Source organism: Nitrospirillum karajorum (assembly GCF_036348415.1).
In the GTDB taxonomy this organism is placed as follows: domain Bacteria; phylum Pseudomonadota; class Alphaproteobacteria; order Azospirillales; family Azospirillaceae; genus Nitrospirillum; species Nitrospirillum amazonense_B.
In genome coordinates this window covers 972952-989499 of the sequence record NZ_JAZBQB010000002.1, presented here as the reverse complement: position 1 = coordinate 989499, position 16548 = coordinate 972952, and the positions used below count along the sequence as shown (strand labels likewise).

The 16548-nt window shown below is 68.4% G+C and carries 9 protein-coding genes; 6 read left to right on the top strand and 3 right to left on the bottom strand.

Annotated features, from left to right (window positions below; genetic code table 11):
- Window positions 1-972 (bottom strand): phosphoribosylaminoimidazolesuccinocarboxamide synthase, encoded by a 972-nt coding sequence (locus UCD39_RS11950; protein ID WP_330496238.1) that lies wholly within the window; start codon window positions 970-972, stop codon window positions 1-3.
- 240 nt (window positions 973-1212) lie between these two features.
- On the opposite strand from UCD39_RS11950, the gene UCD39_RS11945 reads away from it, so the two are divergent.
- From UCD39_RS11945 to UCD39_RS11935, 3 genes are all read left to right on the top strand, one after another.
- Window positions 1213-4098 carry a hybrid sensor histidine kinase/response regulator gene (locus tag UCD39_RS11945; protein ID WP_330496237.1) on the top strand — a complete coding sequence of 962 codons (2886 nt, stop codon included), beginning with the start codon at window positions 1213-1215 and terminating at the stop codon, window positions 4096-4098.
- A gap of 268 nt (window positions 4099-4366) precedes the next feature.
- A complete protein-coding gene (locus tag UCD39_RS11940) occupies window positions 4367-6529 on the top strand; it encodes a TonB-dependent receptor (protein ID WP_330496236.1) in 2163 nt (720 codons plus the stop codon).
- 316 nt (window positions 6530-6845) lie between these two features.
- Window positions 6846-8237: an L-serine ammonia-lyase gene (locus UCD39_RS11935; RefSeq protein WP_330496235.1), complete on the top strand. Its 1392-nt coding sequence runs from the start codon at window positions 6846-6848 to the stop codon at window positions 8235-8237.
- Window positions 8238-8313: 76 nt separating this feature from the next.
- Here the strand turns inward: UCD39_RS11935 and UCD39_RS11930 are convergent, their stop codons facing one another.
- The gene (locus UCD39_RS11930; protein WP_442943623.1) at window positions 8314-9369 is read right to left on the bottom strand and encodes a bile acid:sodium symporter family protein; all 1056 of its coding nucleotides are present in this window, start codon (window positions 9367-9369) and stop codon (window positions 8314-8316) included.
- 154 nt (window positions 9370-9523) lie between these two features.
- Between UCD39_RS11930 and UCD39_RS11925 the strand changes: the two genes are divergently transcribed.
- Complete coding sequence (locus UCD39_RS11925) at window positions 9524-10375, top strand: LysR family transcriptional regulator (RefSeq protein ID WP_145731673.1); 852 nt, start codon at window positions 9524-9526, stop codon at window positions 10373-10375.
- On the opposite strand, the gene UCD39_RS11920 is transcribed toward UCD39_RS11925, so the two are convergent.
- Window positions 10376-12100 (bottom strand): saccharopine dehydrogenase family protein, encoded by a 1725-nt coding sequence (locus tag UCD39_RS11920; RefSeq protein WP_330496234.1) that lies wholly within the window; start codon window positions 12098-12100, stop codon window positions 10376-10378. It lies immediately after the preceding gene.
- Window positions 12101-12736: 636 nt separating this feature from the next.
- Here UCD39_RS11920 and UCD39_RS11915 point away from each other — a divergent pair.
- Window positions 12737-14896: a peptidase domain-containing ABC transporter gene (locus UCD39_RS11915; RefSeq protein WP_330496233.1), complete on the top strand. Its 2160-nt coding sequence runs from the start codon at window positions 12737-12739 to the stop codon at window positions 14894-14896.
- A complete protein-coding gene (locus tag UCD39_RS11910) occupies window positions 14893-16137 on the top strand; it encodes an HlyD family secretion protein (protein ID WP_330496232.1) in 1245 nt (414 codons plus the stop codon). Before UCD39_RS11915 ends, UCD39_RS11910 begins: the two co-directional genes overlap by 4 nt.
- Window positions 16138-16548 lie beyond the last annotated feature (411 nt).

Genomic DNA, 16548 nt, shown 5'->3' with positions numbered 1-16548 from the left:
TTAGAAATATTGGGAAAGGTTGCGGCGGATGCGGGCCAGGACGCCGTCCGGGTCGCGGGCGGGCACATAGGTCTCACCCGTGATCATCTCATAGGCCTGGATGTAGATGGCCGCCGCCTGCAGCACCACGTCGCCCGGGATCTCCGGTACATCGTCGGTGTAGGGATCGCAGCGCGCCACCACCCAGCTGCGCACGAAATCCTTGTCGAAGCTCTCCGGCCGCTCCCCCGCCTCGAACTTGGCGGGGTAGGTTTCGGCGAACCAGTAGCGGCTGCTGTCCGGCGTGTGGATCTCGTCGGCCAGGATGATGTTGCCGGCTTCGTCCAGGCCGAACTCATACTTAGTGTCCACCAGGATCAGGCCGCGCCGGGCCGCCAGTTCGCGGCCGCGGGCGAACAGGGCCAGCGCCTTGGCCGACAACTCGTCCCACTGGGCGGCGGTCAGCAGCTTGCGCTCCACGATCTCGGCCGGGGACAGGGGCTCGTCATGGCCGCCGTCGAACGCCTTTGTCGTGGGGGTGATGATGGTCTGGGGCAGCTTCTGGTTGGGGCGCAGCCCGTCCGGCAGGGTCACGCCGTACACCGTGCGCTCCCCCTTCTTGTACATGGACAGGATGGAGGTGCTGGTGGTGCCGGCCAGGTAGTCGCGCACCACCACCTCGACCGGCAGGATATCCAGGCGCTTGGCCACCACCACATTGGGATCGGGATAATCGATGACGTGGTTGGGGCACAGGTCGCGGGTGGCCTCGAACCAATAGCGCGCCGTCTGGGTCAGCACGGCCCCCTTGTGCGGCACCGCCGTCAGGATGCGGTCGAAGGCGCTGAGGCGATCGGACGCGATGATGATGCGCCGCCCGTCGGCCAGGTCATAGTTGTCGCGCACCTTGCCCCGGTAATGCTTGGGCAGTTCCGGGATGGTGGCGTCGTCGAGGACGTTGGCGGGGGCGAGATCGGAAGGGGTGAGGTCCACCGGGCACCTGAGGGGTTGCGGCGCGCCCCGTCATTGTCGGATCGGGGCGCGGGGTTGGAATCGCGCGCGATCCTAGTGCGGTCGCGTCCGTTTGACCACTGCGCGGAGGGCGGGGGGCCTACCCATCGCCGCCTGGTCACGACGTTGTGCCGCGTGGTCCGACACCTCCCCCCGGATCTCTATATCCGGAGGGCTCGCCGGGTTATGGTGACGGCCCCTGGACCAGCCAATGCCCGGTTGATGCCGCTCCGTCTCCGCCTCGCCCTGACCTTCGGTATCCTGGTGGCCGTGGCCACGCTGGCGGCGACGCTGGTCATCGGCGGCCTGGCGGCCCGCCGGGTGCGCACGGACATCGCCCGCCAGATGGCGGACATCGCCTTCCAGACAGGGGACAAGCTGGACCGCGGCATGTTCGAACGCTGGCGCGATGTGCAGGTCGCGGCGTCACTGACCAGCGTGTTCAGGGTGGGGGCCGACGAGGACCGGCAGCGCCGGTGGCTGGACCGGCTGAAGCAGACCTTCCCCTCTTACGCCTGGATCGGCTTCGCCGACCCCTACGGCCGGGTCATGGTTTCCGCCGACGGCCTGCTGCAGGGGGCGGACGTGTCGCAGCGCCCCTGGTTCACCGCCGCACGCGACCATGGCTCCTTCGCCGGCGATGTGCATGAGGCCAAGCTGCTGCAGAAGGTGATGGGGTCGCCGGATGGGGAGCCCCTGCGCTTTGTCGATGTCGCCGCCGCCGTGCATGACGAGAAGGGCGGCGTGCAGGGCGTGCTGGGCGCCCATCTCAGCTGGAGCTGGGCGACGGAGGTGACGCGGTCGGTCCTGGGGGCGGCGGCCGAACGCTCGGGCGTCCAGGTGCTGGTGCTGTCGCAGGGCGGGACCGTGCTGCTGGGGCCTGAACCCTTCGTGGGGCGCGACCTGGCGGTGGCCCGTGACGCGGGCGACCGCCCCATGATCCAGTGGCCTGATGGCGGGCCGGACGACTTCCTGATCGGCATCAGCCAGAGCCAGGGCTATCGCGACTATCCGGGCCTGGGCTGGTGGATTATCGCCCGCCAGCCGGCGGCCGTGGCGCTGGCCCCGGTGCAGCAGTTGCAACGCCTGGTGGCCGTCGCCGGCGGCGGCATCACCCTGCTGTCCCTGCTGATCGGCTGGTTCGCCGCCGGCCGCCTGGCGGCCCCCATCGAGCGCCTGACGGTTGCCGCGGAACGGCTGCGTCTGCACCCGCTGCCCCAGGCGGAGGGGGCGGAGGACCCTCTGGATGCTTTGCCGGCCGTGGCGGGGGATCGTGAGATCGTGTCCCTGGCCGGCAGCCTGCGCACGGCCTTCGCCACCATCCGCGCGCAGGCGGGCGAACTGGCGCAGACCAATGTCCGCCTGGAAAGGCGGGTGGAGGAGCGCACGGCGGCCCTGGCCGCCGCCAACGTCCGGCTGATGGACGACCAGATCCGGTTGGAGGGACAGGCCACCGCCCTGGCCGCGCTGGCGGAGGAGCGGGATCGCGCCCGCGCTGCCGCCCAAGCCGCGAACCAGGCCAAATCGAATTTCCTGGCGGCCATGAGCCACGAGGTGCGCACGCCCCTGAATGGCATCCTGGGTATCGCCCAGCTGCTGCTGGCCGGCCCCCTGCCGGCGGAGGTGCGCCCGCAGGTGCGGACCCTGCAGCAGAGCGGCCAGTCGTTGCTGACCATCGTCAACGATCTCCTGGACGTCTCCAAGATCGAGGCGGGCAAGCTGGTGCTGGAGGATTTGGCCTTCAGCCTGGAGGAACTGGTCGACGGGGTGCGCCGCTTGATGCTGCCCAGCGCCCAGCAAAAGGGCCTGTCGTTGACCATGGCGCTGGACCCGGCGCTGACCCCGGCCTACCGGGGCGACCCGGCGCGCCTGCGCCAGATCCTGCTGAACCTGGTCAGCAACGCCGTGCGCTTCACCGACAGCGGCGGGGTCACCATTGCCGTCGCGGTGGCGGGCGGCGGTGCTGATGACGCCGTCGCCGGCGCCGCCCCCCTCCTGTTCTCCGTCACTGATACGGGCGTGGGCCTGTCGCCCACCCAGGCGGCCCGCCTGTTCGAACGCTATGCCCAGGCGGACGAGACCATCGCCCGCCGGTATGGCGGCACGGGGCTGGGCCTGGCCATCTGTCGCGACTTGGTGGATCTGATGGGCGGGACCATCGGCGTTGACAGTCGCGAGGGGGCGGGCAGCCGCTTCTGGTTCACCCTTCCCCTGGTGCCCGCCGTCACGGAGGACGTCGCGCCGCTGGCCCAAACCACCACGGAGGTTCCGGTGCCGCCACCCGCCGCATCCGTGGTGGGCGGCCGTATCCTGCTGGTGGAGGATGACGCGGTGAACCAGCATGTCGCCCTGCTGCTGTTGCGCCGCGCCGGCTATACCGTGCAGCTGGCCGAGGATGGCCAGCAGGCGCTGGACATCCTCGCCGCCGGGACGTTCGATCTGGTGCTGATGGATATGCAGATGCCCGTGCTGAACGGCCTGGAGGCCACGCGCCGGCTGCGGGCGATGGAGGCCGGGACGGGGCGCCACGTTCCGGTCATCGCCCTGACCGCCCATAGCCTGTCGGACCGGATCGACGACCACCTGGCCGCCGGCATGGACGACCATCTGGTGAAGCCGTTCGACCATGATCAGTTGCTGGATCGCGTCGCCTTCTGGCTGGGCCGTGCCCGGGGCGACGGGATGGAGGTCAAGGCCGGGGAGCCACCGCCCAAGGACGCACAAGGGGATGCCCCCATCTTCGATCCGGCGGTGCTGGGCCGGCTGTCGGCCCTGGTGCCACCGGACCATTTCCGCACCGTGATCCAGGAGATGGTGACCAACGGTCTGGCCCGCGTGGACCGCATCGCCACCCAGGCGGACGCCGGGGACGTGGCGGCGTTGAAGCGCGAGGCGCACAACCTGATCTCCACCGCCGGCAGCGCGGGGCTGGGGCGCCTGCAGGCGCTGGCCCGGACCCTGGACAGTGCCTGCGCCGCTGGCGATGTCGACCGCGCCCGCCTGGTCGCCGGCACCGTCGCCGCTGTGGGGGCCGACGACTGGCGGCGCCTGGATGATTTGCTACCGGCCCAGGGGCGGGCGGACAGGCCGGAAACCCCGGCGCCTTGATCCGCCGCCGCTGCGACCTTCTGTCTTTTGCCGCATCGCGCTTTCCCGTTGACGCCCATGTTGCGCCGCGTTAAAAACACGTTACGTTATACTATAACATAACGAAAACCAGCAGTTGGGGCCTGTCTCCACCCTATCCAGCCGTCGCCGACGTCCGTGCCGCCCGTGTCCGGACCGTGGTGACGGCTGGCTTGAGGTCAACGGGGGCGGCTTGAAGGGAAAAGGGTCGTCCTTAAAAGTGGGCGGCTTGCAGGAAAGGTGGGAAGGTATGGCTTTCAAGGTGGGGCGCGCCGGGATCCTGGGCGTCATTCTGTTGGGTTCGGTCAGCACGGTCGCGCTTGCCGCCGATGATCCGGCGGCGGAGCCAGCGGGCGCCAGTGGCCAGCTTGGCAACAACTCCGCCAGCGGTCCCATTCCAGAAATCGTCATCACCGCCAAGCGCCTGCTGGATGCCCGCAACAGCATCCAGCCCGAACTGGGCGCGTCCTCCTACAAGCTGGACGAGGCCGCGCTGGAGGCGCAGCCTGGCGGCCTGAACAACGGCCTGAACCAAGTGATTCTGCAGGCGCCCGGCGTGGCGCAGGACAGCTTCGGCCAGCTGCACATCCGGGGTGAACACGCCAACCTCCAGTACCGCATCAACGGCGTCATCCTGCCGGAAGGCATCAGCGGCTTCGGCCAGACGCTCAGCCCCCGCTTCGCGCACAGCGTCAGCCTGGTGACCGGCGCGCTGCCGGCGCAGTACGGCCTGCGCACCGCCGGCATCATCGACATCCAGACCAAGTCGGGCGCCTTCGACAATGGCGGCGACATCAGCGTCTATGGCGGCAGCTACAACACGCTGCAGACCAGCTTCGACATCTCGGGCTCTTCCGGCACGCTGAACTATTTCGCGTCGGGCGATTTCAAGACCAGCGGCGTCGGCATCGAATCTCCCGATGGCAGCGGCAAGCCCAACCATGACCGGACCGAGAACGGCCGCGGTTTCGTTTTCGTCCAGGACATCCTGGACCCCGACACCCAGGTCAGCCTGATGGCGGGGACGGAGCGCGGGCAGTTCCAGATTCCCACCCGTTCCGGCCAGTCGCCCAGCCTGGGCTACAATTTCAACGGCCAGACCGACTATCCCAGCGAGAAGATCGACGAGGATCAGCGGGAAATCACCCATTACGCCGCCGCCACCTACCTGAAGGCGCTGGACGCGGTGACGGTGCAGTCCTCGATTTACGGTCGGTATTCCAGCCTGTGGTTCAAGCCCGACCCGGTGCCGGACCTGCTGTACAACGGCATCTCGCAGGAAGCCTACCGCCGCTCCATCGCCGGCGGTTGGCAGACGGACGGCAGCTGGGTGGTGAACGATCAGCACACCCTGCGCGCCGGCCTGCTGCTGCAAGTCGAACGGTCCTCCGGCAAGACCACGTCGCAGGTGTTCCCGGTGGATGACAGCGGCGCCCAGATCGGCAGCACGCCCACCACTGTGCGCGATGATTTCGGCAAGACCGGCTACAGCGAAAGTGTCTACATCCAGGACGAATGGAAGTTCGCCCCCAACTGGACGCTGAATGTCGGTGGCCGCTTCGACAGCTTCCAGCAGTTCGACAGCGAAAGCCAGTTCAGCCCGCGCGTGAACCTGGTGTGGCAGCCGACGCAGAAGACCACGCTGCACGCGGGCTATTCGCGGTATTTCACCCCGCCGCCGTTCGAACTGGTGTCCAACACCGCCGTCTCCAAGTACGCCGGCACCAGTGCCGCCGCCGCCAGCAGCGTCAACGACGCGCCCAAGGCGGAGCGCGCCCATTACTTCGACGTCGGCATCGAACAGAAGCTGACCGACGCGCTGACCGTGGGATTGGACGGCTATTACAAGAAGTCCAAGAACATGCTGGATGAGGGCCAATTCGGCGCCCCCATCATCCTGACGCCCTTCAACTATGACGAAGGCACCCAGAAGGGGGTGGAGCTGTCGCTGACCTACGCCGTCGACAACTTCCAGTCCTACGCCAACTTCGCGGTGTCGAAGGCGGAGGGCAAGAAGATCGTCTCCAGCCAGTTCAGCTTCAGCCAGGATGACCTGGACTACATCTCCAACCACTTCATCCCGGTGGATCACGACCAGCGCTTCACCGCCTCAGCCGGCGCCAGCTACCGCATCGACAAGACGCTGCTGACCACCGACCTGATCTATGGTTCCGGCTTGCGCGCCGATGGGGCCACGCCCAACGGCGCCGCCCTGGCGGGCTATGTCCAGGTCAACCTGGGTGTGGTGCAGACCCTGAACCTGCCCACCGTCGGGCTGATGGATGTGCGGTTCGACGTCATCAACCTGTTTGATGAGAAGTACGAGATCCGCGACGGAACGGGGGTCGGCGTGGGCGCCCCGCAATATGGCCCGCGCCGCGGCTTCTACTTCGGCCTGACCAAGATGTTCTGATCCCAGGCCGCCGCCAGGGCCGTCCCCGACCCTGGCGTTGGTCCCTGGATCGGTTTCCCGAGGCCCCCTCAATGCCTTGGGGACTCCTGGTTTGACGAAGGGTTGCCTCATCCCTGATGGCGGGCCCGGGCGGCATGGTTCTCCCGGGCCCGCTTCATTTTAAACACCATCAAAATATTCGACGCCCGGATGCCAGTGGCGGGCGCCCCCGGAACGCTGTATCAAGGCGCCTGGCGGTTGGCCGCCCGCGAGGTTCGCCGCCTAAACAGTGCGCCGCCGCGGCGGGACGCGGCCGCGCGGGAATAGGGCAACGGGCATGAGCATCAGCGTCTTCGAACTGTTCAAGGTGGGCGTCGGCCCCTCCAGCTCCCACACCATGGGGCCGATGACGGCCGCCTGCCGCTTCGTGCGGCGGCTGGCCGAAGACGGGCGGTTGGACGCCGTGGCGCGGGTCGAGGTGCAGCTTTATGGCTCCCTGGCCCTGACCGGCCGGGGCCATGCCACCGATACCGCCGCCATCATCGGCCTGACCGGCCAGATGCCGGCCGACGCCGATCCCGACGCCTGCGCCGCCTTGGTCGCCCGCGTGCTGACCAGCCGCCGCCTGCCGCTGAACGGGGCGGATGGCCAGGCGGGCCACGACATCGACTTCGACGCCGAGCGCGACATCCGCTGGGAAGGCGGCAGCCAACTGCCCTTCCATCCCAACGCCATCACCTTCGTGGTGTTCGACGCCACCGGCACCGAGCTGGCGCGCGGCACCTATTACTCCGTCGGCGGCGGCTTCGTGCTGGATGAGGATGAGGCCCGGGCCAACGCCCCGGCCAATCCCGGCCCCGCCGTGCCGTATGATTTCGCCAACGCCGACCAGTTGCTGGACATGGCGGCCAAGGGTGGCCTGACCATCGCCGAACTGATGCGCGAGAATGAGCGCGCCGGCCGCACGGACGCGGAGATCGACCAGGGCCTGGACCGTATCCTGGCCACCATGGACGCCTGCATCGATCGCGGCATGCGCGAAACCGGCATCCTGCCCGGCGGGCTGGACGTGCCGCGCCGCGCCGCCAAGATTCACGCCCAACTGCTGCAGCGGCAGGAACGCATGCTGCGCGACCCGCTGTCGGTCATGGACTGGGTGAACCTGTGGGCCCTGGCGGTGAATGAGGAGAACGCGGCCGGCGGCAAGGTCGTGACCTCCCCCACCAACGGGGCGGCCGGCATCATCCCGGCGGTGCTGCGCTATTACGAGCGCTTCCACGATCCCGATCGCCGCCGTCTGCACATCTTCCTGCTGACCGCCGCCGCCATCGGCGGCCTGTACAAGCGCAACGCCAGCATCTCCGCGGCCGAGGTCGGCTGCCAAGGCGAGGTGGGCGTGGCCTGCTCCATGGCCGCCGCCGGCTTGACCGCCGCCATGGGCGGCACCAACGCCCAGATCGAGAACGCGGCCGAGATCGGCATGGAGCACAACCTCGGCCTGACTTGCGATCCCATCAAGGGCCTGGTGCAGATCCCCTGCATCGAGCGCAACGCCATGGGCGCCATCAAGGCCATCGACGCCGCCCGTCTGGCCCTGATGGGCGACGGCACCCACAAGGTCAGCCTGGACCGGGTGATCGAAACCATGCGGCGCACCGGCGCCGACATGAAGGACCTGTACAAGGAGACGTCCTTGGGCGGCCTGGCGGTGAATTTGCCGGAGTGTTAGGTGTTCCTTAGGCGCCGGCGGCCCCGGTCGGGGCCCCAGGGCCTCAGGCGCTTGCCCCATGCCCCTTGGTGAAGCGTCATTCCGCCGCCACATACCCCGGAGGATGGCTGGCGGCGTAGCGCCGGGCCAGGACGGCGCAGACCATCAGCTGGATCTGGTGGAATAGCATCAGGGGCAGGACGATCATGCCCACGGCGTGGCCGGCGAACAGCACGTTGGCCATGGGGATGCCGCTGACCAGGCTTTTCTTCGATCCGCAGAACACCACGGCGATCTCATCGGGGCGCGACAGGTGCAGGCGGCGGCTGACCAGGGTGGTGATGACCAGGATCAGGGCCAGCAGGGCGCCGTCGACCAGCACCACCTTCAACAGGCTGGCCGCGTCCAACTGGTGCCAGATGCCCTCGTTCACCGCGTGGCTGAAGGCGCCGTAGACCACCAGCAGGATGCTGGCGCGGTCGACGGGGCCCAGCACCTTCTTGTTGCGCGCCACCCAGCCGCCGATACGGCCGCGCAGCACCTGGCCCAGCACGAAGGGCAGCAGCAACTGCACGAAGACGGAGGTCAGGGCGTCGGCTGAGAAGCCCGCCCCGGCCTTGGAGAGCAGCAGCCCCACCAGCACCGGCGTCACCACCATGCCCAGCAGGTTGCTGGCCGAGGCGCTGCAGATGGCCGCCGCCACGTTACCGCCGGCGATGGAGGTGAAGGCGATGGACGACTGCACCGTGGAGGGCAGGGTGCAGAGGAACAGCACGCCCAGGTACAGATCCGGCGTCAGGATATCCAGGTTCACCAGCGGCTTCAGCGCCAGCCCCACCAGGGGGAACAGCACGAAGGTGCACAGGGTCACCAGCAGGTGCAGCCGCCACTGCGTCAGCCCGCCGATCACCGCCTCCCGCGACAGCCGGGCGCCATAAAGGAAGAACAGCAGGAAGACGGCGACGTCCGTCGCCCCGTTGGCCACGCCGATCATGCCGCCCTTGGCCGGCAGGACGGAGGCCAAGGCCACGGTTCCCACCAGCAGCAGGGTGAAGGTGTCAGGCTTCAGGCGCGCCAGCCACAGCAGGACCGTGGAGGACTTGTGGGACGGCGGCATGGACGGGTCGGGGGCGGTTGCGGCGGGAACGGACATGGCGGCCAACCTTGGACGGATGGTGGGATGAGGGCAAGGGGCGGAACAAGATGACGCACCATCATAAAGTGCTGGACGGCTCATCGTGAAGACTGCTTACAATTGTTACTGAAATCACGTTTGTGAATGACCGTATCGTGGTTGGGGATGGGGTATGCTGGATACGACACTGCTGCGCACGTTCATGGAGGTGGCGCGCGCCCAAGGGTTTACCGAGGCGGGGCGCCGGCTGGGCCTGCGCCAATCCACCGTCAGCCAGCAGATCGGCCGGTTGGAGGAGGCGGTGGGCCGCCGCCTGTTCGTGCGTGACACCCATACCGTGCGCCTGACGGCGGATGGTGAGGCCCTGGTGGAATACGCCCGCGCCATGCTGGAGCTGGAGGAACGGGCGCGCCAGCACTTCGCCGGCGCCGACCTGCGCGGCCGGGTGCGGTTCGGCGCGGGGGAGGATTTCGTCATCTCCCACCTGTCCGACGTGCTGGCCGCCTTCGTGCGCCGTCATCCGGCGGTGGATCTGGAGCTGACGGTGGGGCTCAGCGGCTTCCTGTACCAGAAGCTGGACGCCGGCGACCTGGATCTGGTGCTGGCCAAGCGGCGGCCGGGCGACACGCTGGGCCGCCCGCTGTGGCGCGACCGCTTCGTCTGGGCGGGGCGGGAGGGGGAGGCGCTGGACCCCGCCAAGCCCGTGCCCCTGGTGCTCTACACCCCGCCCAGCATCAGCCGGTCGGTGGCGCTGGAGGCGCTGGAACGCCATGGCCGCGCCTGGCGCATCGCCTGCGTCAGCGGCAGCCTCAGCGGCCTGCGCGCCGCCGCCCTGGCCGGCCTGGGCGTCACCGTCCAGCCCCGCGCCATGCTGCCCAGCGGCATGGCGGAGGTGCCCCACCTGCCGCCCCTGGTGGATGTGGAGTTCGTCTTGGCCGGCCCCGGCGCCACGGGGCGCGGCCCGGCGGCGGCCCTGGCCCAGGCCATCATGGACAGCGCGGTGAGGTTGCAGGGGGCGGCGTGATCAGCAGGGCGCCAGCCATCCCCGGTAATGCACGATCAGTCCCGCCAGCGGATGGCTGATGCGGACGTCGAAGCGGAAGCGCTCGCCGTTCGGTGTGGGCTCCGCCGTCTCGGTGGCGTCGCTGCGCGGCGCCAGCCACAGGGGCAGGGGCAGGCCCAGCAGCGTCCACCGGCGCAGGATCAGGCGCACCGCCCCGTCCTCGCTCACCAGGGCCTGCGCATAGGCGGCGGGGCCGAAGCGTTCCACCACCATATGGGCGTTCCGCCCCTGGCCGGCGTCCAGGCGGCTGGCGAAGCGGCGGCCGCCGAAATCCCGCACCCAGCGCTCGCCGCCCTCGGGCGCACGGGTCAGCGTGACGCTGACGGGCACGTCCGCGCCCGTGGCGGGGAAACCCACCAGCAGCGCCGCCAGGCGGGCCAGCGGGCTGCGGCCCCGGGTCACCGTGGCGCGGCCGCGCCAAACCGCCGGCGTCCCGGCCTCGGCCCCATGCAGCGCGCGCCAGACGGCGGGTTGGCGTGACCAGGCATCGGCGCCGATGACCTGGCGGAACACCGGCCCTACCGCCTCGGCGGCGTCCCGCACGCCGGCGCGGATGGCGCGGCCGGCGAACAGGGCGTCGAAATCCGCCAGCTCCAGGTCCGTGGCGGCGCGGGCGCCCGGGGCAGGGGCATGGCCCGCCAGCCAGCGGCGGATCAGGGCGGCGGCCGGCAGGGCGGGGATTTCGGGGCCGTCGTCCCCCTCCGCCGCCAGGTGCCACGACCGGCTGGCGGGCTGTCCATCGGCGTCGCGGCCCGTGACCTCCACCACCAGGCCGCCACGGTGCTCGCCCCAGCGGAAAACTCCGGCGCCCCAATGGAACAGGGGCGCCAGGGGCAGCAGGCTGGGCACCAGCCGCAGGCGCACCAGCCAGGCCAGCGCGGTCATGACGCGGTGGACGCTTTCCGGCCGCGTGCCCGCCCCCACCCAGATATCGCGCAGGTCCGGCCACAGCCGGGGCATGGCCTGCAGGTCCGGCACCTCGACCAGGGCGAAGCGGGTGTTGCGCAGGGGCAGGGCGCCGGGCGGGGCGATGGTGCGGCGTCGCGTCTCCGTCAGGGCGCGAGCCCGCGTCCAGGCGCCGTCCCGCCGCAGCCTCACCGGCTTGCCGGCATAGCTGGTGATGGCGCGCAATACGTTGGCGCCCACCACGGCGCGCGGGGTGGGCGCCACGCCGATGCTGACGCCCGTCACCGCCGTCCAACCCTGCGTCAGGTGCCGCACCGCCGCGGCCGTCAGGGCGGGGAAGGTGCTGACCCCCGACAGCAGCGGAACGCCCCGAGCGCGGGCGGCGTCATCGAACGCGGCGATGCCGGTGACGAAATCGGCACTGTCCGCCAGGTCCAGATAGGGCAGGCCCAACTCCAGGCAGGCCTGCACCACGCGATAGGGGGCGTCGCCATAGACCTGGAAGGGACCGGTGGCGTCGATCACCACGTCGGGGGGCGCGGTCGCCGCCAGGGCCGCCAATTGGGCCGTCAGGTCGCCATCGCGGTCGAACGCCAGCGGCGACAGGACCGTGGCCCCGCCCCGCTGCGCCAGCGCGGCGCAGAAGGCCGCCGCCTTGGCCGCCGAGCGCCCGGCGATGACCAGGGTCAGCCCTGGCTCATCGGCCAGCAGCCGCGTGATCCGGCCACCAAAGGTGCCGTACCCGCCGATGATCAGGACCCGCAGGCCGCTGTTGGACATCCGTGCACCCTCTCCACGCGGCCCAGCGGCGCGCCGGCGCCATCTAGGCATAGTCCGCCGCCCAAGACAAAGGGACTGGAGCGCGTCTTGAGGGCGGAGCCACGACTTGCCCAGGCTTGGCGTAGTGTTTGTCGGTGACCGTGACCAACTCCGAGGGGCTGGCGGTCATCGGCCTGGTACAAGTGTACAGTAATTGTGGGAGTCGAGATGGGGGAAATCCCAATGCCGGGTCATGAGTGCAAGGGGGGTGTTGGCCCATATACCACTATAAAGTAATCCGATTCGACTGAATGTGTCTCCATCGTCTCTCGTTGCCTGACTACTTCCGTATTGGCGGGGCTTTGTCTGTTTCTTTTGTTTTGATGGAATGCGACAGAATGCCGCCTGTTCTTGAGTATGTATGGTGATGGCATTCGCGGTGGGTGATGTGTCGCCGCAAAACATTGAAATCACTAGGAAATTGGCTCGCTGATAGCGCTATTCCGTATGTGCGGACCCACTAAATATAAACGCGTTAATTGCAAAACATCGTTGACAGATTTGCATCATATTTCTCCAAATGGTTCATCCATTGCGGCAAATGAGCAACATTGTTGCTGCTGATGGCGCTGTGGTCCTGTCAACTGGCGGTCAACCGTGCCCACGCTTCTCTTCCATCGCCGTGCCCGGGTCGAGCCTGTGCTGCAATCTGAGGCGGCGGAGTGTGGCTTGGCCTGCCTGGCCATGGTGGCGGGGTACCACGGGCACCGGGTGACGCTGTCAGAGTTGCGGCGCCGGCATGCGGTGTCGCTGAAGGGCACGACGCTCAAGACGCTGATCGCCATCGCCGACGCCCTGGGCTTCACCAGCCGGCCCTTGCGCCTGGAGCTGGACGATCTGTCCAAGCTGAAGCGCCCCTGCGTGCTGCACTGGGACCTGGCGCATTACGTGGTGCTGAGCCGGGTGACGCCGCGCTGGGTGGAGGTACACGACCCCGCCAGCGGTCTGCGCCGCCTGACCTATGCCGAGGTGTCCAAGCATTTCACCGGCGTGGCGCTGGAACTGACCCCGGCGGCCAGCTTTCAGAAACGCGAGGCAGTGGAGCGGGTGCGCCTGGCCGATTTATGGTCCAAGGCGGCGGGCTTCATCCCCAGCCTGGTGCAGATCCTGGCCCTGTCGGCCCTGCTGGAGCTGTTCGGCCTGGTGTCGCCCCTGGTCAACCAGATGATCGTGGATGACGCCATCGCCAAGGGCGATCTGGACCTGCTGAACGTCATCGGCATCGGCGCCGCCCTGCTGCTGCTGATCCAGGCGGGCACGACGCTGCTGCGCGGCTATGTGCAGATGCATTTCAGCACGCTGCTGACCTTCCAGATGCGCGGCAACCTGCTGCGCCACGCCCTGCGACTGCCGGTGCCGTGGTTCGAGAAGCGGCGCCTGGGCGACATCCTGTCCCGCTTCAACTCGCTGCAGCCGGTGCAGGACCTGCTGGCGGGCGGCATCATCTCCGTGGCGCTGGACGGGGTCATGGCCCTGATCACCCTGGTGGTGATGGTCCTCTACGCCCCCGTGTTGACCGGCATCGTCCTGGTCTCGCTGGCCTTGTTGATCGGGGTGCGGCTGGGCACCTTCCCCTGGCTGCGGCGCCTGGCCAACGAAGGCATCCAGTACCAGGCCAAGGTGGACAGCGTGTTCCTGGAGACCATCCGGGGCGCCCGGGCGTTCAAGCTGTTCGGGCGGGAGCGGGAACGCCATGCCGTCTGGCAGAACGCCTACGCCGACAGCGTGAACAACGGCGTGCGGGTGCAGAAGGTGGGGCTGAACGGTGGTGCGGGCCTGTCCATCCTGTCGGGGGCGGAGACGCTGCTGGTGTTCTACCTGGGTGCCAAGGCGGTGATCGCCGGGCAGATGACCCTGGGCATGCTCCTGGCCTTCCAGTCCTACCGGAGCCAGTTCGGGACGGCGACCCTGTCGCTGGTGAACCAGTTCTTCAAGTTCCGCATGCTGGGCCTGCACCTGGAACGCCTGGCCGACGCCGTGCACCAGGACCCGGAACCGGGCCTGGATGCCGAGGTGCGGGAGCAGCGGCCGCTGACCGGCGCCCTGGCCCTGCGCAACCTCAGCTTCCGCTATGCCGAGCATGAGCCCTGGGTGCTGAAGGACGTGGCCCTGTCCATAGCGCCGGGCGAGTTCGTGGCCTTCGTCGGCCCCTCGGGCGGGGGCAAGTCCACCCTGCTGAAGCTGCTGATGGGCCTGTACCCGCCCAACGAAGGGGAAGTGCTGGTGGACGGCCTGCCACTTACCGCCTTTGGCCTGCGCGCCTATCGGGAACGCATCGGCGTGGTGATGCAGGATGACCAGCTGTTCGCCGGCACCATCGCGGACAACATCGCCTTCTTCGATCCCGATCTGGACCTGGAGCGGGTGGAGGAGGTGGCCAAGCTGGCCGCCATCCATGACGAGATCGTGCGCATGCCCATGGGCTATATGACCCTGGTGGGCGATTTGGGCTCCACCCTCTCAGGCGGCCAGCAGCAGCGGGTGTTGCTGGCGCGCGCGCTGTACCGGCGGCCCAGCATCCTGTTCCTGGATGAGGGCACGGCCAACCTGGACATGTTGGCGGAACGCCGCATCATGCAGGCCTTCGCCGCCCTGGCCATCACCCGGGTGGTGGTGGCGCACCGGCCCACGGCCATTGAGGGCGCCGACCGGCTGTTCGCGGTGGAGGGCGGGCAGGTGCGCGAACTGGTGCGGGAGGTGCCCAGCCAGCCGCCGCACTTGGTGCCCACCCCACTGGCACCGGAGGCCGTGCCATGACCGCCGGCTTGTTCCGCCCCGAGGCGGTGGAGAACCGCCGCCGGCGCCTGTGGGGCGAGGTCATCATCGTGCAGCCGGTGAGCCACGGGGTGATGACGGCGGTGCTGAGCCTGTTCACCGTGGCGGCGGCCACCTACCTGGTGACCGGCACCTATGCCAAGACGGAGACGGTGCAGGGCTATGTCGCCCCCACCGGCGGTCTGGCGCAGGTCTACGCCAGCAAGGGCGGCATCGTGACGGCGGTGCTGGCGCATGAGGGCGACCTGGTGGCCCAGGGGCAGCCGCTGGTGGCGCTGTCGCTGGAGACGGCGGGCACGGATGGCCCGGTGGGGGAGAAGCTGCGGCTGGAGACGCAGGCGCGCATCCACGAGACCGACGCGCAGATCGCGGCGGCGGAGGCGCGCTACGCCGAGGAGGGCCGGCGCCTGGCCGCGCGGCTGAAGGGCATCGAGGAGGAGCTGTCCAGCCTGGACCAACGCCTGGTGTCGGAGCGGGACCTGCAAGTGCTGCAACGGGACGACGTGAGCCGCTATGCCGAGCTGGAAGCCCGGGGCAACGGCACGCGGCTGGAACTGTCGCGGCGCAAGCAGCAGGTGCTGGCGCAGGAAGGGGCGATCCGCGAACTGGAACGCCAGCGGGAGTCGCGCCAGGGCGACCTGCGGGACACGCAATCGCAACTGGCCACGCTGCCGGCGGAGCGAGCGGACAAGCTGGCGCAACTGCGCGGTGCGCGCAGCGAGCTGGAGCAGTCGTTGGCGCAGCTGGAGGTGAACCGGGGCTACGTCATGGTGGCGCCGGTGGCGGGCCGGGTGGCGGCGCTGCAGGCACAGCCCGGGCAGACGGCGACGGCGCAGTCGCCGCTGGCGGCCCTGGTGCCGGCGGGCAGCGACCTGGAGGCCAACCTGCTGGTGCCGTCGCGGGCGGCCGGCCTGATCCAGCCGGGGCAGGAGGTGCGCCTGCGGGTGGACGCCTTCCCCTACCAACGCTTCGGCGCGGTGCGGGGCCGGGTGATGCAGGTCAGCCACGCCACCTACCGCGAGGGGGAGCTGCTGGCGCCCATCCCCTATAAGGACCCGGTGTACCGGGTGACCGTGAGCCTGGAGCGCACCAGCGTCACCGTCTATGGCGAGGACCGGCCGCTGACCTCCGGCATGACCCTTACCGGCGATGTCGTCACCGACCGCCGGCATTTCATCGACTGGGTGCTCGACCCGATCAGGGCGGTGCGCAGAAGTGCCTAGTCGATAAATGGACATCCCGCCACTCCGATCCGCCGGCGGGAGGTGCCCACAGCGATGGGAATAGGATCGAATGTTCTTCCCTGCTCCAGAGCAGGGGAGGGTGTTCCTTTCAAATAAAGGGTAAGAAGATGAGAGAAATATCTGCCATAGAAGTTAATTTAATATCTGGTGGCGATGATGAAATACAGGATATAGTTATTACAGCATCAAGAGATTCATCGATTCTTGATAGGCTTTATGATTATTATGTAAATGGAGGATCGAGCATTAGATATGAGTGTAACTCACAAATGGGTCGTGTAGCTTATATATGCAGGCCGAAGCAGCCCTATCTAAGTCCTCAGCCTGCTCCGAATGTGTTAATTTGCTCAAACGGAACAGTTAAAACCTTCAATGGCAGCATGCCTACGG

What these genes read in the sequence shown, in the direction of transcription:
- UCD39_RS11945 (WP_330496237.1), top strand. Translation starts at nt 1,213, where the DNA reads ATGCCGCTCCGTCTCCGCCTCGCCCTGACCTTCGGTATCCTGGTGGCC.
- UCD39_RS11925 (WP_145731673.1), top strand. Translation starts at nt 9,524, where the DNA reads ATGCTGGATACGACACTGCTGCGCACGTTCATGGAGGTGGCGCGCGCC.
- UCD39_RS11930 (WP_442943623.1), bottom strand. Translation starts at nt 9,369, where the DNA reads ATGTCCGTTCCCGCCGCAACCGCCCCCGACCCGTCCATGCCGCCGTCC.
- UCD39_RS11920 (WP_330496234.1), bottom strand. Translation starts at nt 12,100, where the DNA reads ATGTCCAACAGCGGCCTGCGGGTCCTGATCATCGGCGGGTACGGCACC.
- UCD39_RS11940 (WP_330496236.1), top strand. Translation starts at nt 4,367, where the DNA reads ATGGCTTTCAAGGTGGGGCGCGCCGGGATCCTGGGCGTCATTCTGTTG.
- UCD39_RS11935 (WP_330496235.1), top strand. Translation starts at nt 6,846, where the DNA reads ATGAGCATCAGCGTCTTCGAACTGTTCAAGGTGGGCGTCGGCCCCTCC.
- UCD39_RS11910 (WP_330496232.1), top strand. Translation starts at nt 14,893, where the DNA reads ATGACCGCCGGCTTGTTCCGCCCCGAGGCGGTGGAGAACCGCCGCCGG.